The 16,627-nt window shown below is 56.2% G+C and carries 14 protein-coding genes; 11 read left to right on the forward strand and 3 right to left on the reverse strand.

All coding sequences use genetic code 11. The features are described 5' to 3' along the window. The first annotated feature begins 11 nt into the window (after window positions 1–11). From F556_RS0128535 to F556_RS0128580, 10 genes are all read left to right on the forward strand, one after another. Complete coding sequence (locus tag F556_RS0128535) at window positions 12–2,162, forward strand: hypothetical protein (RefSeq protein WP_020620415.1); 2,151 nt, start codon at window positions 12–14, stop codon at window positions 2,160–2,162. Between the two features lie 58 nt (window positions 2,163–2,220). Beyond that, the gene (locus F556_RS0128540; protein WP_020620416.1) at window positions 2,221–2,598 is read left to right on the forward strand and encodes a hypothetical protein; all 378 of its coding nucleotides are present in this window, start codon (window positions 2,221–2,223) and stop codon (window positions 2,596–2,598) included. A 286-nt stretch (window positions 2,599–2,884) separates the two neighbouring features. Next, window positions 2,885–4,234 carry an ABC transporter substrate-binding protein gene (locus tag F556_RS0128545; RefSeq protein ID WP_020620417.1) on the forward strand — a complete coding sequence of 450 codons (1,350 nt, stop codon included), beginning with the start codon at window positions 2,885–2,887 and terminating at the stop codon, window positions 4,232–4,234. A 31-nt stretch (window positions 4,235–4,265) separates the two neighbouring features. Next, window positions 4,266–5,906 (forward strand): FAD-dependent oxidoreductase, encoded by a 1,641-nt coding sequence (locus F556_RS35510; protein ID WP_020620418.1) that lies wholly within the window; start codon window positions 4,266–4,268, stop codon window positions 5,904–5,906. Further along, window positions 5,903–6,280, forward strand: coding sequence for a 4Fe-4S dicluster domain-containing protein (locus F556_RS0128555; protein WP_020620419.1), 378 nt, complete (start codon window positions 5,903–5,905; stop codon window positions 6,278–6,280). Before F556_RS35510 ends, F556_RS0128555 begins: the two co-directional genes overlap by 4 nt. Before the next feature lie 97 nt (window positions 6,281–6,377). Then, entirely contained in the window at window positions 6,378–7,022 is a 645-nt protein-coding gene (locus F556_RS0128560; protein WP_020620420.1) for a nitroreductase family protein, read from the forward strand. A 13-nt stretch (window positions 7,023–7,035) separates the two neighbouring features. Further along, window positions 7,036–7,230, forward strand: coding sequence for a YezD family protein (locus tag F556_RS35515; RefSeq protein WP_020620421.1), 195 nt, complete (start codon window positions 7,036–7,038; stop codon window positions 7,228–7,230). Further along, a complete protein-coding gene (locus tag F556_RS0128570; protein WP_020620422.1) occupies window positions 7,211–8,839 on the forward strand; it encodes an FAD-dependent oxidoreductase in 1,629 nt (542 codons plus the stop codon). The genes F556_RS35515 and F556_RS0128570 overlap by 20 nt, the downstream gene beginning before the upstream one ends. Next, a complete protein-coding gene (locus F556_RS0128575; protein ID WP_020620423.1) occupies window positions 8,836–9,192 on the forward strand; it encodes a 4Fe-4S dicluster domain-containing protein in 357 nt (118 codons plus the stop codon). Before F556_RS0128570 ends, F556_RS0128575 begins: the two co-directional genes overlap by 4 nt. Window positions 9,193–9,354: 162 nt before the next feature. Further along, window positions 9,355–10,716 (forward strand): ABC transporter substrate-binding protein, encoded by a 1,362-nt coding sequence (locus F556_RS0128580; RefSeq protein WP_026297551.1) that lies wholly within the window; start codon window positions 9,355–9,357, stop codon window positions 10,714–10,716. Between the two features lie 937 nt (window positions 10,717–11,653). Here F556_RS0128580 and F556_RS35520 read toward each other — a convergent pair. From F556_RS35520 to F556_RS0128600, 3 genes are read right to left on the reverse strand one after another with little or no spacing between them, the layout of a single operon-like run. Further along, window positions 11,654–13,258: an FAD-dependent oxidoreductase gene (locus F556_RS35520; RefSeq protein ID WP_020620426.1), complete on the reverse strand. Its 1,605-nt coding sequence runs from the start codon at window positions 13,256–13,258 to the stop codon at window positions 11,654–11,656. Between the two features lie 16 nt (window positions 13,259–13,274). Continuing rightward, window positions 13,275–14,657: an ABC transporter substrate-binding protein gene (locus F556_RS0128595; protein ID WP_020620427.1), complete on the reverse strand. Its 1,383-nt coding sequence runs from the start codon at window positions 14,655–14,657 to the stop codon at window positions 13,275–13,277. Between the two features lie 44 nt (window positions 14,658–14,701). Further along, window positions 14,702–15,052 (reverse strand): 4Fe-4S dicluster domain-containing protein, encoded by a 351-nt coding sequence (locus F556_RS0128600; RefSeq protein ID WP_020620428.1) that lies wholly within the window; start codon window positions 15,050–15,052, stop codon window positions 14,702–14,704. 352 nt (window positions 15,053–15,404) lie between these two features. On the opposite strand from F556_RS0128600, the gene F556_RS0128605 reads away from it, so the two are divergent. Then, on the forward strand, window positions 15,405–16,229 hold the full coding sequence (locus tag F556_RS0128605; protein ID WP_020620429.1) for an alpha/beta hydrolase family protein: 825 nt from the start codon (window positions 15,405–15,407) through the stop codon (window positions 16,227–16,229). Window positions 16,230–16,627 lie beyond the last annotated feature (398 nt).

A 16,627-nucleotide genomic window follows, 5' to 3' on the forward strand; every position in this document is an offset into this window, starting at 1 on the left:
GTGATGAACACATGGAGAAATCAGAGGAATCGGCCTATCATTCTGACGGGTTGTATCCCATTATAGGCATCGATCAGGAGTTGGAAAGTCTGGCTGAATGGATGAACGATCCGGATGCACAGCTTAAGCTTGTCTCGGTGACAGGTATTGGTGGGATCGGCAAAACGACGCTGCTATTAGAAACCGGTAAAAAAGCCATGCAAGGCGGAGCCATGACGTTATGGTTGGACGGTCAAAGCGAGCTGGTCTCACCTGCGGCTTTCTTGTCCGCGCTGGAGCTCGCGATGGAGAGCGAATACGGCATCCGCCGCCAGTCGGATGTGTCGCTGCTGCAGAGCATCGTCTTGCAGATCGGGAGCCGCAGGACCGTCCTGCTCATTGATAATTGCGAGGAGATCGGGCGACTGGAAGGGTGGCTGATGTCCAGTTTTCTGCCTGTCCTGGCCAATGCGCCTCTCATGCTTGTGTTTGCATCCCGGAGGGGACCTGCCCTCTCCTGGCGAACCAATCCAATGTGGGGCCCGCGCTTGCGGCATGTGCCGCTTCGGCCTTTCACGCGCAAGCAAGTCCTGGATTACGTACGGGGGGCCGGGCTCGAACCCTCGCTCCAAGAGCAGGTCGCCCATCTGACGGATGGACACCCGTTATCGCTCGCCTTAACCCTTGATTTGATGCGGTCCCGGGGGGCAGATCTGGCACGAGCACTGGACGAGCTGCCCTCTCTGCTCAGTGCCGAATTACTCCTGGAGGTTACCTCTCCGGCTCTGTATGAAGCGTTGGGGGCGTTGGCGGTGTTGCCCGCAGCTGACCAGTCATGGCTTGACCGATTGCTGCCGTCGCCGCTGTCCGCTGCAGACTATATAGCTCTGGGCCAGCTATCGTTTGTCCGCCTGACGTCCGGAGGCATGGTACTGCACCATGTCGTCGCGCGTCTGCTCCGAGAGGATCATGCGCAGCGGTGGCCGCAGCGATTCCAAACCATGCGCCACCGCACGCTGGAGTTGTTGGCCGATAAGTTCCACACCGTCGACCGGCGGATGCAGCTGCGCATTGCTGCACATGTGCTGGAGCTATACCGTGAGCTGTTGCCGGCTGCCAGCGCTTATGCAAACTTCGCTACACGTCTGGAGCCGGGAGAGGGCCGAATGGCAGGTGAAGCAGATATGCCGGTCCTACAACGGCTGCTCTCTGCCTCGAAGGAAAGACCTTTCTGGCAGTCCGAGTTGGTGAACCCGAATGACTATGAAGCGCTGTTATCTGCCATCTATCACAATTGTCCGGAAGGGATCGTCGCCGTGTATGACGACACTGGATCTCCGGTGGCATTTTGTGCCGGTCTGCGGCTGCACAAGGGAACGTTACCGCTCATGGACCGCTTTGCTCCGGGCTGGAGGGTTGTTTTTGCAGAGGAGTCGGAGTCGGAATTGGCGGAACGTCCGGCCGAGCTAGCGGACACCTTATTTGTGCTGCTCGCCGCCGTTGACGTGAGTCGCAGATTGTATGCCGCTGAGGAATTGGGCGCACTGCTGATGAGGCAATGGCTGATTACGTTGACCGAGGGCTTGCGGGGGATTGCTCTGACGGCCGATCCCCATCTTCATGCGCTGCTGCCCCAGCTGGGATTTCGCGAAGTCGCTGTTCCGCCAATAAGCCAACAATCGGGCGAGCCTCTCTCCAGTAAGGCATCCGTTTTGAAAGCTTGGGTGCTGGATTTCCGGCATGCAGCTTTTCATGAATGGGTAGAGCAGGTGATTCAACGCTCGGATGCCATAGCGGAGGGAGGAATAGTAGCCGGGGCGGCGGCTTTCACCGATGGGCAGTCTCAGGCAGCTGAAGTCATCAACGAGCAAGAGATGAAGCTTGCACTGGAGCACTTGTTTGAGGCAGAGAAATTGAGCGGCTTGACCTTGCTCCAGCGTTCGGGGATGACTGAGGGAAGGTTACGAGAAGTAATATGTGAGATGTTGCAAGCCACTGTTCCGGCGCCTCCGTTGTCACAGGTGGAACAACAGCTGCTCTACGATAGCTACATCCGTCGTGAAGCCAACAAGAATGAGCTCGCAGCAGCGTACCATTTAAGCAGATCCACGCTGTATCGCCATACCAAGGCAGCTATCCGCCATCTTGCTTCTGCGTTGTCGCAACGAATATTCACTTCATAGATGAAAACATGGGAATGTGGTATCCTGTACCTGACTCTAATGTAAGAAGAGGTGTAGTATGGAAGTTACAACAATCGTGCTGATTGTACTCGGCTTCATGATGGTCACCTCTGCGCTGATTCTGACGATCATTTTCCGGATGATTAAGGAGAAGCAGGGAGAAAAGAGGCAGCGTCAGATCATTCTGGCAGAAGGTGCTGCAGCTTCAGCTGTCGTCGAGTCGATTCAAATGACAAACGCTACAATGGACCAGCAGCCTGGTGTCATTCTGGAGGTGTCATTCGTTAAGCCGGACGGCGAGACGGCGAAGGCAGTCATCGATACGTTCATACCTGTGATCCACGTTCCTGCATTTCAACCAGGCAAGACGATTGAGATCCGGTATCTGGACGGCGAGACGATCCAGGCTGAAGCAGTGGAGGCGTATATCCCTTGAGGATGTGCGCCTTGCTTGTATGGAAGGCGAGTCTTAGCTTGCTTAACGTATTATTCTGGAAACCCACTCTTTTAAATTGTCATTGACAGCAAGCGGGGAGGGTGCTAATATTGGATACAACTAATTCTGAGTAAAACAATTGGCATTATAGGTTATTATGATGGCATTGACCATTCCAATGGAGATGTGGGCTTTTGCACTTGCCTGCTCCGGCATTGACCGGAGACAAGCATATGCACAAGCCGGCATCTTTTTTTGTTTTTTCATACAGAGGGAGGCAGAAATCGTGGTTAGAATCAGCAAATGGACCTTATTCATTCTTATCTTGGCCGTGGCCTTGGCAGGTTGCGGAGGGGGCAATAGCAACAACACGGCACCGCCAACCGAGCCACAACCTGCGGCAGAAGGCGGAGCGGCAGAATCAGAATCGCAGGAACCGGTAACCATTACATTCTGGAATTATGGCAATACGATTACCGATACGGAGTTTAACAAGCTCATCGTGGAACCAACCAAGGCGAAGTATCCTCACATTACGCTAGAGCGTATTAAGACGGATTCGGATACGACGCCGGAGGATTTGCTCTCAACCGGTCAAATTCCGGATATCATCTACACAAGCAGCGGCCCGTCTTACTACCGGTTCCTGGATCTGGGCGTGGTACAAGAGCTGGATGAACTGATTGAAAAGCATGGTGTTGACATCGACAGGATCAAGCCGGCAATCCTAGACTCCATCCGCAGCTTCACCCCCGACGGGAAGCTGATTGCCGTGCCATTATCCTTCAATCTATTTATTACCTACTATAATAAGGAAATCTTCGACAAGTTTAATGTCCCGTATCCGTCCGACGAGCCACAGACCTGGGAGGAGTGGTTAGAGCTGGGTCGCAGGCTGACGGTCCAAGATAGCGGCGTGCAATATATCGGGATCGATCTCGGCGGGCCAGGCAGCCTGGTCCGCAGTCTGGATCTGCCCAATGTAGATCCTGCTACCGGGCGCTCGACACTGGCAGACCCCCAATGGACGAATATATTTGATCTTCTGAAGTCGCAATATGAAATTCCCGGCTTTATCGGTGAGAATCAGGAAATCGGCTACGACCGCGTCACCTTCATGCAGGACCGCCGCTTGGCGATTCGCCCAGCCTTCCTGGCCAACATGGTTGGTCCGTTGGAGGAGCTGAGACAAGAGGGTATCGAGCTGGATTGGGATATCGCGCCGGCCCCGAGCTTTGGCGACAACAAGGTGGGCGGCAGTATCCATTCCGTCATTTTGTCTAACCAGAGCAAGCATTTAGATGATGCGTTCCTGGTTATCGCGAACATTCTATCGGATGAAACCCAGCGTCTCGTGTCGCGCAATGGTCGTGTACCGGCGATTATCAATCCTGAGCTGGAGCAGGAATTCGGAGCAGATATTGAAGTGCTGAAGGGCAAGAAGGTCGAAAATGTATTCAAGCTGGAAGCCAAGCCGAACAATCCCCCTCATGTTCTCGACAACCAGTTAGGGGATGTACTAGGCAAGGCGGCGGAGGAAATTGCTCTGCAAGGCAAGGATGTCAATTCGGCACTTCGCACAGCGGAAGAAGAGAGTAACCGAATTATCGAGACATGGGAGAAAACAGGCTCCTGACAACAGGACAGAAAAAATGGAGGCGTATCATATGAGCGGCGAAACAGCGGTTAAGCTGACAGCGGATGTGCTGGTCATCGGCGGTGGACCTGCAGGAGCATGGGCCGCGTGGAGTGCGGCATCCCAGGGGGCCAAGGTGGTTCTCGTCGACAAAGGCTATCTGGGCTCCAGCGGAGCGACCGCGCCAGGGGGCACGAACTTGCTCTATCTTCCTCCCGATCGTGAACTGCGGGAGAAAGCTGTACAGCAACGGATGGAATCCGGCGGTTTTCTCTCGGAAGCGGACTGGATCCACCGGGTGCTGGATCAGGTGTATATCAATCTGGAACTGGTGGAGAAGTGGGGTTATCCGTTCGTACGGGACGAAGATGGCGTGCCGCAACGTAATCATTTGCAGGGACCCGAATATATGGCGCTGATGCGCAAGGCAGTCAAAAAAGCGGGTGTCAAAGTACTGGATCACGCGCCTGCGCTGGAGCTGCTTGTGGATGAGCATGGCGTCGGCGGGGCCAGAGGCATCTTGCGCCAACAGAACAGAGACTGGGAAGTCGAGGCTGGGGCCGTGGTCATTGCGACCGGAGGCTGTGCCTTCCTCAGCAAAGGACTGGGCTGTAATGTCCTCACGGGTGACGGCTACCTGATGGGTGCGGAGGTCGGAGCGGAGTTGTCCGGCATGGAATTCTCCAGGCGGTATGCGCCAGCGCCAGCATTTAGCTCCAACACCCGGTCGCGATTGCTGGGCTGGGCGACCTATTACGACCAGGAAGGCAAGGAGCTGCAGGGGCGGCGAGACGGTGATTTTCTGGCGAAGTGTCTGCTGGAAGGGCCGGTCTACGCCATTATGAACAAGGCGGACACCCCGGAGAAACAGGCGATCTTGCGGTCCTCGCACGCAATCTTCTTCTTGCCTTACGACCGGGCGGGCATTGATGCCTTCACCCAGCCGTTTCCGCTGACACTCCGCTATGAGGGCACTGTGCGTGGCACGGGAGGACTGCGGATTGTCACTGACGATTGCGGCACGACTGTTCCTGGTCTGTACGCTGCAGGCGATGCTGCCACCCGCGAACGGATAACCGGTGCTGCTTCTGGCGGCGGCGCATTCAATGCGTCGTGGGCGATCTGCTCCGGCACATGGGCGGGAGCTGGCGCAGCCAAGCACGCCCGGACGGCTGGCGTGGGCAGCGTGCGGCGACTGCGGCCGGCGGGACGCTATGGCCTTGGCCGGCCTTCGGTCCAAGGCGATGGCCCCACGCCTGGGCAGATCGACACAAGGACGCTCATTCGGTCGATCCAAGCACAGGTGCTGCCGTTGGAGATCAATTATTTCCGCACCGAGAAAAGCATCGGTGAGGCGCTTGGCAAGCTGCATGCGCTGTGGCCCGAGGTGAATGCCCAGGCACCGGTCACGGTGCATGACCGGGTGCACGCCAGGGAGGCTGCCGCGATGGCTGCGACGGCGCGATGGATGTATACTGCTGCGCTTGCCCGCAAGGAGACACGCGGCGGCGGGTTACATGTGCTGCGGGAATATCCGGAGCTGGATCCGAATCAGCATCATCGCCTGCTTGTGTCCGGCCTGGAGCGCATTGAGGTGAAGCCGGACCGTTCGTTCCTGACTCCGCTGGCAGATCAGGCAGCACCTGCGCTGAAGGAGGCTGGAGCCCAATGATTGAGCTCGTTAGTGATGACCGTTGTATTGGCTGCAACCTGTGCGTCAAGGTATGTCCGACCAATGTGTTTGACAAAACCGCTCATGCCCCGGTGATTGCCCGCCAGGAGGATTGCCAAACCTGCTTCATCTGTGAGGCCTATTGTCCTGTGGATGCGCTCTATGTGTCCCCCTACACCGATGAAGCCGTAGACGTCGATGAAGAGACACTTGCTGCAGATGGTGTCCTCGGGAGCTGGCGGGCGACGCTTGGCTGGGGACCCGGCCGGACCAAACTGGCGGCGGTGGACCAGACGCCGTTCATTAATCGGATTTTGCCACCGCGGCCGGTGCGCGCAGCCGGAATCTCGGATGCCGGGTCACCAACCGGTTGACCCTGCAGCGGATTCTGTGTGCTGCCCGGATCGCGTGTCGTTTTTAGATAGCGATTGAGATGTAGTACCCCATCCCATCCAGGAAAGGATGATTGACATGAGTACCACTGCCCATCAAGCCGAAGATCAAGTCTGGCGTTCCCCGGAAGGTTACCGTCCCGAAGTGGCGGCTTCCCGTCTCCCTGAATTCCGTGTGCATCCGTTGATTCTGAATCGCTGGTCGCCGCGTGCTTACGCGGAGCAGCCGGTCAGTGATGAGCAACTGTATACTGTGCTGGAAGCGGCGCGCTGGGCCCCTTCATCCGGTAATGGTCAGCCCTGGCGCTTCTATGTTGCCGCAACGGAACCAGAGCGCGAGGTGTTCGGTCAGTTCCTGCGACCGCGCAACCGACTCTGGGCGTTAAAAGCACCGGTGCTGCTGCTGTTGGCTTCCTCCAAGGTCAAGGAGAGCGGGGAACCCAATGGCAGTCACGCTTTCGATGCGGGAGCGGCTTGGGCCACCCTTGCCATTCAGGCCAATTTGCTCGGTTTGTCCACTCGGGCCATCGGCGGATTTGATCAGGAAATTGCCCGCAAGCTGCTTGGTACACCGGATCATATCGCGCTGCATGCGGTTATCGCGCTAGGCTATCAAGGAGAGGCGGAACTGTTGGACGAATCATTCCGTGAGCTGGAGAAACCGAACAGCCGCAGAGCGCTGGCGGATACAATTTTGCCTGTTAATACTACATTCGAATCATAAGGAGGAACAGCAGATGAAACGAGCGGTGGAAATTAATGATGTGTGGCGGAAGCGAATTCTGGATCAGGTGGAAGGTCTGGCCTATGGCGTAGTACAAATTACGGTACATGACGGACAGATCGTGCAGATCGACCGTACCGAGCGAAGCCGCTTTGATGTGCCGAAGTGGTCGACCGGGGTTAAGCGCAATGAGCGCGCCAGCCGATGAGACGCTAAGTGCCGACGTCCTGGTCATCGGGGGCGGTCCTGCAGGTGCCTGGGCGGCGTGGAGTGCTGCTTCTCATGGCGCCCGCACCGTGCTCGCAGACAAAGGCTATCTCGGCACGAGCGGAGCAACCGCTCCGGGCGGGACCAACTTTCTGTATGTGGAGCCGGATGATGCGAAGCGTTCGCGGATGGTGGAGGAGCGTCTGGCCTCCGGCGGCGGGTTGTCAGAGGGGCCATGGATCTACCGTTTGATGGAGCAGGCCTATCTGAATATTCACCTCGTGGAGCAGTGGGGCTACCGCTTCCCGCTTGATGAGCATGGCAATCTCTACAAGGCTCACATGCAGGGCCCGGAGTACATGGAGTTGATGCGGCGTGTTGTGCGAAAAGCCGGCGTACACGTGCTGGATCAGCATCCGGCCTTGGAGCTGTTATCCGATGAGCATGGCGTTGGCGGCGCTCGTGGCGTCAACCGGCTGAATGGCCGGAGTTGGGAGGTCCGAGCTCATGCCGTCATTATCGCCACTGGTGGCTGCGCGTTTCTGAGCAAGGGGCTCGGTTGCAATGTCCAGACTGGCGACGGTCAACTGATGGCCTCCGAGCTGGGCGTGGAGATGTCGGGCATGGAGTTCAGCCGCCAGTATGCAACGACGGCGGCTTTTGGCACGATTACGCGCAATCGTCTGCTTTCTTTTGCCTCCTTCTATAATGAACAAGGTAAATTGGTCCATGAAGGTGGGCCGCGGGGTGACCATTTCTTCGCCGTCCAGTTGGATAAAGGCCCACTCTTCGCCCAGTTGACGCACGCGGATACTCCGGATAAACGCGAGATTCTTCGTGCCTCCACGCCACTTTGGTTCGTGCCTTTTGACCGGGCGGGCATTGATCCTTTCACACAAAAGTTTCCTATCGCCATGCGCTACGAAGGCACGATCCGCGGCACTGGCGGGATCCGGATCGTCGGCGAGGACTGCTCGACGGCGGTGCAAGGGCTGTATGCCGCAGGGGATGCGGCTTCGCGGGAGAAGACCGCTGGCGCCCGTTCCGGCGGCGGGGCATACAACGCGTCCTGGGCGATTGCTTCTGGTACCTGGGCTGGACAGGGAGCGGCACGCTATGCCGCTTCCCAGAAGGTGGAGGCCAGGCAACGCGAACTGCGTCCGGCTGGACGTCATGGACTGGAGCATACAGCGGTAACCACCGATCCGATTCCTGTACGGGAAGTGGTTAACCGGGTACAACAGGAGATGTTCCCGTTGCGAATCAATTATTTTCGCAGCGAGCCGGTGCTTGCCGCATCGCTGGAGCGGCTGAACCAGCTGTGGCCGCTCGTGCAGGGATCAGTATCACCTGGTGTCACCGCTGCTGTCCAGTCACGAGAAGCAGCTGCCATGGTCGTGAATGCACGCTGGATGTATACGGCAGCACTGCTGCGCAAGGAGACGCGGGGCATGCATACGATGGCAGAATACCCCGTGGCGGATGAGCGGCTCGCGCATCGGCTGCTGCTGTCAGGAACCGACCGGATCACCTATCGGCCGGAGTACGTGAAGGCGCGGGGCGGTTCGGTTTTGCCACCGGTCATCGTAAAGGAGGGACAGCCGATATGATTGAACTGGTCAGTGAAGACCGTTGCATCACGTGCGGTCTCTGTGTGCGCGTATGTCCGACCAATGTGTTTGATAGCGATGACAATGGCTTGCCTGTCATCGCCCGACAGGAGGACTGTCAGACCTGCTTCATGTGCGAAGCCCATTGTCCGGCGGATGCCCTGTATGTTGCTCATCATGCGGACGAGAAGGTGGAGGTGGAGGAAGCGGACCTGATTGCACGCGGATTGCTAGGGAGCTGGCGGGCGACGATCGGGTTTGGCAGCCATGGCGCCGTTTCGATGGCGGCTACCGATACCACCCCGATCCTGCGGACCATGCGGGCGTCGATTCAGTCGGAGCGATCCGTCTGAGCCAGAGCTAAACTCTGGTTAGGCAGGGAGGGCAAGGCACAGTACGAGGATAAGAGGGCTATCGCAGGGCGACCGCATCAGCGGAGGGAGAGGATCTCGCATGAGATCTGTCTCCTTTTTTTTATAGAGAGAGTTACCATCACGTATGAAAAAGGTGAAGAGATGAGACGACAAAACCAACTTGCACTATGGATGCTGGCGATGCTATTGCTGCTATCGGCCTGCGCCTCGGGCACGAACACTGCAGAGCAGTCTAACACAAGTGGGACGGACCAGAGCACACCAGCAGAACCGGTGACGGAGGGGAATACCAACGATGCTGCGGGTGCCCCGTTAGAGCCAATCGAATTGACGATTTTCAAATACGGCGGTGTTACGCTGACGCAGACTGAGGTGGCCACGTACTTCAAGCCGGTGGAAGAGAAATTTCCGCATATCACGATTAAGCTGCTGGACATCCCCGAAGGTGATCCGATCGAACCGTTGATTACAGCAGGTACGATTCCGGACCTTATCTTTGGCGGCAACTATGCCGAGCTGAAGGAAAAAGACCTGGTGGAGGATTTGACGCCATTGAAGGAGAAATTTGGCTATGACGAAAGTCGGCTGAAGCCGGAGGTGGTCAGTGCCATCCATCAGTCTTCGGAGGGGAATCAGTTTCCTTTTTCCATCAACCTGCCCGTCATCTACGTGAATAAAGACATCTTCGATCGTTTCAATGAACCCTATATTAATGAAGTGAAAACCTGGGATGAGATTCTGGACATTGCTTCCCGGCTCACGCGAACGGACGGCGGCGTCGATTACATCGGCATCGATCTGTCTCCTACCCGCCTTGGCAGCGGGCTGTCCCTGGATATTATCGATCCGGCGACTGGAGAAGCGGCGGTGACGAATGAATCGTGGTCCAAGGTGTTCCAAACGCTGGAGAAGCTGTACGCGATTCCGGGCTTCGTCAAGGGCGATGACTATCGTCATGATGACAAGGATGATGTGTTCTATGTGGACCAGAACCTGGCGCTATACTCGCATAATCTGGCCCAACTGGTCGGGCCGCTCGAGGAGCTGCGGCAGCAGGGCGTTACTCTGAATTGGGACTTCGCGCCGCACCCGAACTTTGAGGAAGCGCTTGGCTCCAGCATTGAGATTAATGTCCACCGCTTCGCTATCACGAAGGGCGGTCAGCATCAGGAGGAGGCCTATCAGGTACTCAATGAGCTGCTCTCGGACGAGGTACAGCGTCTGGTTAGCCGCAATGGCCGGGTGTCCGTCCTGAATGATCCGGCGCTGGAGGCGGAGTATGGTGCGGATATCGAAGTGCTGAAGGGCAAGACGATTGAAAATATTTTCAAGGCGGATCCACGCACGCTTAATGCAGAAAACGAGTATGAGCGCAAAATCTCCAAGCACCTGGGCGAAGCCGCCAAAGACCTCGCCATCGGCGGAGTCGACGTCAACACGGCTCTGCGAACCGCCGAGGAGCGCATTAATAAGGACCTGCAGACGCTCAAGAATACACAGTAGCGAGAGGATGCTGGAGAGTTCATGGCCCCGCATGGCATCGGTGGATGCTGGCGGGGTTTAAGTAACAAAGTGCACCTAATGTGAGGCGAATCGGCCAAACAGAGCAATCCAAGTAACAAAGTGCACCTAATGTATGGGGAATCGGGCAAACGGAGCGATCCAAGTAACAAAGTGCACCTAATGTATGGAGAACCGGGCAAACAGAGTGATTCAAGTAACAAAGTGCACCTAATGTGTGGGGAATCGGGCAAACGGAGCGATCCAAGTAACGAAGTGCACCTGAATGATGGGGGGAGTGGCGAGATCAGCTGGAATAAATGCCAAAGCGCAGTTGGATAAGGTGCGAGGGGAGAGATTAGCTGGAATAAATGCCAAACTGCAGTTGGATAAGGTGCGAGTGGCGAGAACAGCTAGAATAAATGCCAAACTGCAGTTGGATAAGGTGCGAGTGGCGAGAACAGCTAGAATAAATGCCAAACTGCAGTTGGATAGGGTGCGAGTGGCGAGATCAGCTGGAATAAATGACAAACTGCAGTTGGATAAAGTGCGAGTGGCGAGAACAACTGGAATAAATGCCAAAGCGCAGTTGGTTAGAGTGCGAGCGGTCTGGTCAGTTTATTTCACTCTCTCTTGTGCACTAAGAGCCCCGCCAGTTATCCCGGCGGGGCTCTTAAAATGGTGAGGTCGTTGCCCACCGTCATCACACGTGCTTATCGCTCATTCGGCTACCGTCCGGCGCATAGTGGCTATCAACCATTGTCCACTCACCACATACCACACAGTGACTATAACCATTGCCCACTCCCGCACTCCGTACAGTGCCCAACCTATCACACACGGTCTATCAAACTGTTGTCCGCTCACCGTCCTCTCACCATTAACCATCAATCATACACAATCTACTATCACTTCATGACCCGCCATGGTGAGCACTTGGCTACACCGGCACCGCATCATAGCGGACCGAGATATCGTCGAGGCCCCATAGTGCAATGCGGTGGAGCTGGGCCGGGTCTTGCTCGGGGTACTCGGCCAGGGTATGCATGGCGCGGGTTTCGCGGCGCTGCAGCGATGCGGTGTGCATCCAGCGCGCGGTGGCGGTCATCGCGGCCAGCTCGCGGGAACGCAGACGCTGCTGCAGCGAAGCCGCCTCCGCCGGGCGGCCAACCGTGGGCCAGAGTGCGTGCAGGCGCTGCAGCGAATCGCGCAGCCGGGACTCGCTGCGGAAATAATTGATATCGACCGAGACTTCGTGCTTGATTGCCTGAAGCAGCTCCGCATTGCTCGGTTGATCGCCGGATTGGCGCACCTGCCGACCGCCGCCAGCCTCTCCTTCAGAAGGCTCAAGTCCATAACGGCCGGCCGATTTCAAGTTGCGTGTGTGTGCGGCCTGCTTGTGAGACAGCGCATAAGCCGCTGCGGCTTCACCTGACCAGGTGCCGGAGCAAATGGCCCACGAAGCGTTGAATGCGCCGCCGCCAGACATGCCGCCCATCAGTCGCTCACGGGAGGCCGCATCCCCGGCCGCGTACAAGCCGGCCACCGAGGTTGAGCAGTCTTCTCCAGCCAGCCGGATGCCGCCTGTGCCACGCACGGTGCCTTCGCAACGCGTCGTCAGCGGGAATTTTTGCGTGAAAACGTCGATGCCTGCGCGGTCATAAGGGAGGAAGAAGATCGCATGGGATTTGCGCAAGATCGCCTGCTTCTCGGGGGTGTCCGCCTTGTTCATCATCGCATACACCGTACGACCTTCAATTGCTGCCCTCTGCAGGATTTGCCCCCGGTTGCCGTCGGCATTCAGCACATTCCCCGCCTCATCATAATAGGTGGCCCAGCCCAGCAAGCGTCCCCGCGTCACCGAGCCGAAGGCGGCGCTCGGGGCATAGGCACGGCTGAATTCCATACCGGACAATTCAGCTCCGAGCTCTGCAGCCATCAGCAGACCGTCGCCAGTCAGCACATTGCAGCCCAGCCCTTTGCTGAGGAAGGCACAGCCGCCGGTAGCTAGTACGACAGCATTAGCGCGGACTTCCCAGTCCTTGCCGTCGAGCCGGGAGATCCCACGTGCGCCTCCGACCCCATGCTCATCCGTCAATAACTCCAGGGCGGGGTGCTGGTCCAATACCTTCACTCCCGCCTTGAGCACCACTTTGCGCATCAAATTCATATATTCCAAGCCTTGCAAATGGCCACGCTGGGGCACTCCTTCCTCATCACGAACAAAGGGGTAGCCCCATTTCTCAATCCGTTCCAAATTGATATAGACTTGATCCAGCACGTGGTACGTCCATGAACGCTCCGAGAGGTAGCCGCCGCCCTGGTATCGCTGCTCTACGGCTTTATCCCTCAGCTCGCGATCTGGGGGGAGATACAGGAGATTCGTGCCGCCCGGCGCCGTAGCGCCGCTAGTGCCCAAGTAGCCTTTGTCGGCAAGAATTACGCGAGCACCTTGGGAAGCCGCACTCCACGCTGCCCATGCCGCTGCCGGTCCGCCGCCAAGGACTAGCACATCAGCTGTCAGCTTGTGTTCAATTGCGCTCATCGGTTTCGCTCCCTTCTTATTGAGGTTTGGTCGTTTTCAGTGTCTCCAAGTCCTTGCGAATGGCCTCTTCAGCGGTACGAATGGCAGTATTGACATCAATGCCAGCCAACGCAATATCTGCGAACGCCTGGGTGACATGCTTGGAGACATCGCCTTCCAGACGGTGCTGATGGAGGACAGGCGGTGTGGTTTTGAAGATATTCTCAATTTTCTTATCCTTGAGTACCTCGATGTCAGCGCCGAACTCCTTCTCCAGCTCCGGATTGTCGATCGCCGGTACCCGGCCATTGCGGGAGAGGACGCGCTGTACGTCATCGGACAGAATATTAGCCAACACTTGGAAAGCTTCTTCCTTGTGCTTGCTCACGCTGGAGATCGAAACGGAGTGGACATTGGCGACTTTGCCTTGTCCGAGATGATCCTCGAAGTTAGGGATGGGGGCCAGATCCCAATTCAGTGGCTTGCCTTCGGCACGCAGCTCTTCCAGCGGTCCAATAAGATTGGCGAGCAGGGTCGGACGAATGGCCAGGTTCTGGTCAAGAATAAAAGAGTCCCGATTGTATTCGTACCGGTCACCCTGGACATAGCCAGGGATCTGAACGCTCTTCTGCACGGTCTCGAATACCTTGCGCCACTCCGGCGACTGCAGCGTTGGTTCTCCGGTTTCCGGATCGAGGGCAAAGATACCGTAGCTGCCCTGCAGGGTGGCTGGACCGTTGTTCAGATCGGTGCCGATATAATGGACTCCTCCGTCTGAGCGCGTTAGAGACTGGGCAATCGTGATGAGCTGATCCCAGGTGATCTGTTCATCCGGCGGGTAAGCTACACCGAACTTGTCGAAGATGTCTTTGTTGTAGAATAGAGCGGCTACGTTAGAGGAGAAAGGCAGTGTGAACAGCTCGCCAGCCCGCGAGAAATTCAGCACAGACTCAAGAAGCACGGGCTTCAGGCGGCCTGTATCAAAATTAAATTGCTCTGCCAGCGGTGTCAGATCCGCCAAGGCATCCAGCTCCTGAAAAGCATAATAAGAGCCGCTTGTCTGGTAGATCAGGTCCGGAGCATCACTGGAGGTCAGGACCTGGGCAGGAGTGACGCCATCGGCAGGGACAAGCTTTTCAAGCGTAATGTGTGGGAATTTGGCCTTGGTTGGCTGCACGAAAAACAAATCAAATTCGGTATCCGTAAGCGTGCCGCCGCCTACATAGAACGTCAGGGTTAGCGGCTCCTGCTCGACAGCGGGCTCTGTTGGAGCAGCGACAGGATCGGTTTGAGCTGCTGGGGCGTCAGGTGTAGCTGGGCTGCTGTCGACCGTCTGGTTCGAGGAGCTGCCGCAAGCGGAGAGGACAATAGCCATGACTAACAGCAGGACAAAGAAAGGCAAGCGAGCGAATGATTTCATGAAACGGGGACTCCCTTCTTTTTAACAAGCGTAAGATGAATGAATCATGTTGAACGCGGGGGACGAGGGGGCAGGATACGGTTGATAAACTCGGTGGTATCGACGGAAGCCAGCCGCGTGCGGCCCGGGCCCCAGCCAATGGTTGCGCGCCAGCTGCCCAGAGCACCGGATGCTATTAATTCGTCTTCGTCTACATCGACCTGCTCGTCAGCAAAAGGCGAGACGTACAGGGCATCTACCGGACAATGGGCTTCGCAGACAAAGCAAGTCTGACAATCCTCTTGTCGGGCAATAAAGGGGAGGCCGTTGTCATCCTGGTCAAACACAAACGTTGGACATACTTTAACGCAGAGTCCGCAGGTGATGCACCGGTCTTCACTAACCAGTTCAATCATGTCCGGATGATTCTCCTTTCGTGTGGGCGCATAGTCACAAAAAAAGATGCGCCACTAAAGTGGGGCATCTCCGTTCATACGGTGGATTAGAGTCCAAAATACACTAAAAAGGTTTGTATACTTGGAATAAGCATATCTTACCTGCCCTTTGGCAGCAGGTCAAGCGTATTTTTCCGTAGGATGTCCTTCTCAAAATGAGGATTGACGAGATGGGGGAATCGTGATAACTTTAAACTTAAGTAATCCTATAAATTTAGTATGTATACTATATTGGACCGTTCAAACGGAGGTAGCCTCAGGTGTTGAGGCATAGCTCTGTTTTTTATTTTATAAAATAAAGGAGAGATTGCGTATGTCGAATCAAACAGTTGCTGCGGCGTCTTTTGAACTGGTGCTGTCGGACAAGTTGAAGGTGAAAGGCAGGGTGCGGACACTTGAGGATGGCAGAGCGAAGCCTGTGGTGGTGCTGGCTCATGGTTTTCGGGGCTTCCAGGACTGGGGCTTCTGGCCGGAAGTTGCAGAGCGCTTTGCTGCATTGGGCTATTATGCCATTACCTTTGATTACTCGCGGATTACGGCCTGGGAGGAAGGTATTGATGAAGCGACTGTAGCCGATGCAAGTACGGTGAGCCAGGACCAGCTGGATCTGTCAGCACTGCTCAGCGCATTGCATGAAGGCAAGCTCCCTTACCGGGAAGAAGCCGATGCCAATAAGACGGCACTGCTCGGCCATAGCCGCTCTGGCGGCAGCAGTATCATCTACGCGCACGAGCATCCGGAGCATGTGGCGGCGGTCATTGTCTGGAATGGCGGAGCATCCCCTGTGTCGGACTTGTCCGATCCGGATTTGACCCCCGTCCAGAGAGCCGTGGCTCTCGACCAACAGGCGAATAGCGAGCGGTACCAGATAGCCAGACATGTCGAAGCGTTGCAGCAGCAGCTATTGATTGTCCAAGGCGATCAGGATAGCGCACGTCTGCTGGAATTTGTCGGCCGATTACAGGAAACGTCCCCCCAACACACCTATGTGTCTGTTCCTGGGGGCAATCATACCTTTGGCGTGTCGCATCCTTACGAGGGCGCGACTCCAGAGTTGGACGCCGCCTTCGAAGCAACGGCAGCCTTCCTAGCGCAACAGTTCCAAGTTTCTTCGGAGAGTGAAGCTAGAGGGGCCTAGTTTTTGAAAATAGGATCCTACGGTCACGGATCGATCTTACATCTAGCGGTTGAAATCAGGGGCTGTCCAAAACGTCAGTGAAAGCTGATCGGTGGACGGCCCCTTTAAAAATCACTTCTGATCTAACGGCCATATAGTGACTGTCGATTTAATGTGAATAACTGCAAGCAAGAGTCTCATTCGCTATAATAGAGAAAAATCACCAACTTAGGAGTGAAGCTCAATGAAAACGAGTGTCCGTTACAAAACCTTTGACCAACTAAGCATTGCAGATCATATGGTCTATTCGAGGTTACCCCGGCACCCGTTTTGGAGCGCGATCGAAGAAAAGATTGATTTCACCTTTGCTGATGCACTATGCGCTTTTCTCTACTCAGGGCGTGGACAGCATCCCTACG

The sequence above is a fragment of the Paenibacillus daejeonensis DSM 15491 genome, from assembly GCF_000378385.1.
GTDB classification, from domain to species: Bacteria; Bacillota; Bacilli; order Paenibacillales; family Paenibacillaceae; genus Paenibacillus_D; species Paenibacillus_D daejeonensis.

Excerpts from the sequence above, each read along its gene's own strand:
- F556_RS0128570 (WP_020620422.1), top strand. The coding sequence starts at position 7,211 with ATGAGCGCGCCAGCCGATGAGACGCTAAGTGCCGACGTCCTGGTCATC.
- F556_RS0128605 (WP_020620429.1), top strand. The coding sequence starts at position 15,405 with ATGTCGAATCAAACAGTTGCTGCGGCGTCTTTTGAACTGGTGCTGTCG.
- F556_RS35510 (WP_020620418.1), top strand. The coding sequence starts at position 4,266 with ATGAGCGGCGAAACAGCGGTTAAGCTGACAGCGGATGTGCTGGTCATC.
- F556_RS0128540 (WP_020620416.1), top strand. The coding sequence starts at position 2,221 with ATGGAAGTTACAACAATCGTGCTGATTGTACTCGGCTTCATGATGGTC.
- F556_RS0128595 (WP_020620427.1), bottom strand. The coding sequence starts at position 14,657 with ATGAAATCATTCGCTCGCTTGCCTTTCTTTGTCCTGCTGTTAGTCATG.
- F556_RS0128580 (WP_026297551.1), top strand. The coding sequence starts at position 9,355 with ATGAGACGACAAAACCAACTTGCACTATGGATGCTGGCGATGCTATTG.
- F556_RS0128555 (WP_020620419.1), top strand. The coding sequence starts at position 5,903 with ATGATTGAGCTCGTTAGTGATGACCGTTGTATTGGCTGCAACCTGTGC.
- F556_RS35520 (WP_020620426.1), bottom strand. The coding sequence starts at position 13,258 with ATGAGCGCAATTGAACACAAGCTGACAGCTGATGTGCTAGTCCTTGGC.
- F556_RS0128575 (WP_020620423.1), top strand. The coding sequence starts at position 8,836 with ATGATTGAACTGGTCAGTGAAGACCGTTGCATCACGTGCGGTCTCTGT.
- F556_RS0128600 (WP_020620428.1), bottom strand. The coding sequence starts at position 15,052 with ATGATTGAACTGGTTAGTGAAGACCGGTGCATCACCTGCGGACTCTGC.
- F556_RS0128560 (WP_020620420.1), top strand. The coding sequence starts at position 6,378 with ATGAGTACCACTGCCCATCAAGCCGAAGATCAAGTCTGGCGTTCCCCG.
- F556_RS35515 (WP_020620421.1), top strand. The coding sequence starts at position 7,036 with ATGAAACGAGCGGTGGAAATTAATGATGTGTGGCGGAAGCGAATTCTG.
- F556_RS0128535 (WP_020620415.1), top strand. The coding sequence starts at position 12 with ATGGAGAAATCAGAGGAATCGGCCTATCATTCTGACGGGTTGTATCCC.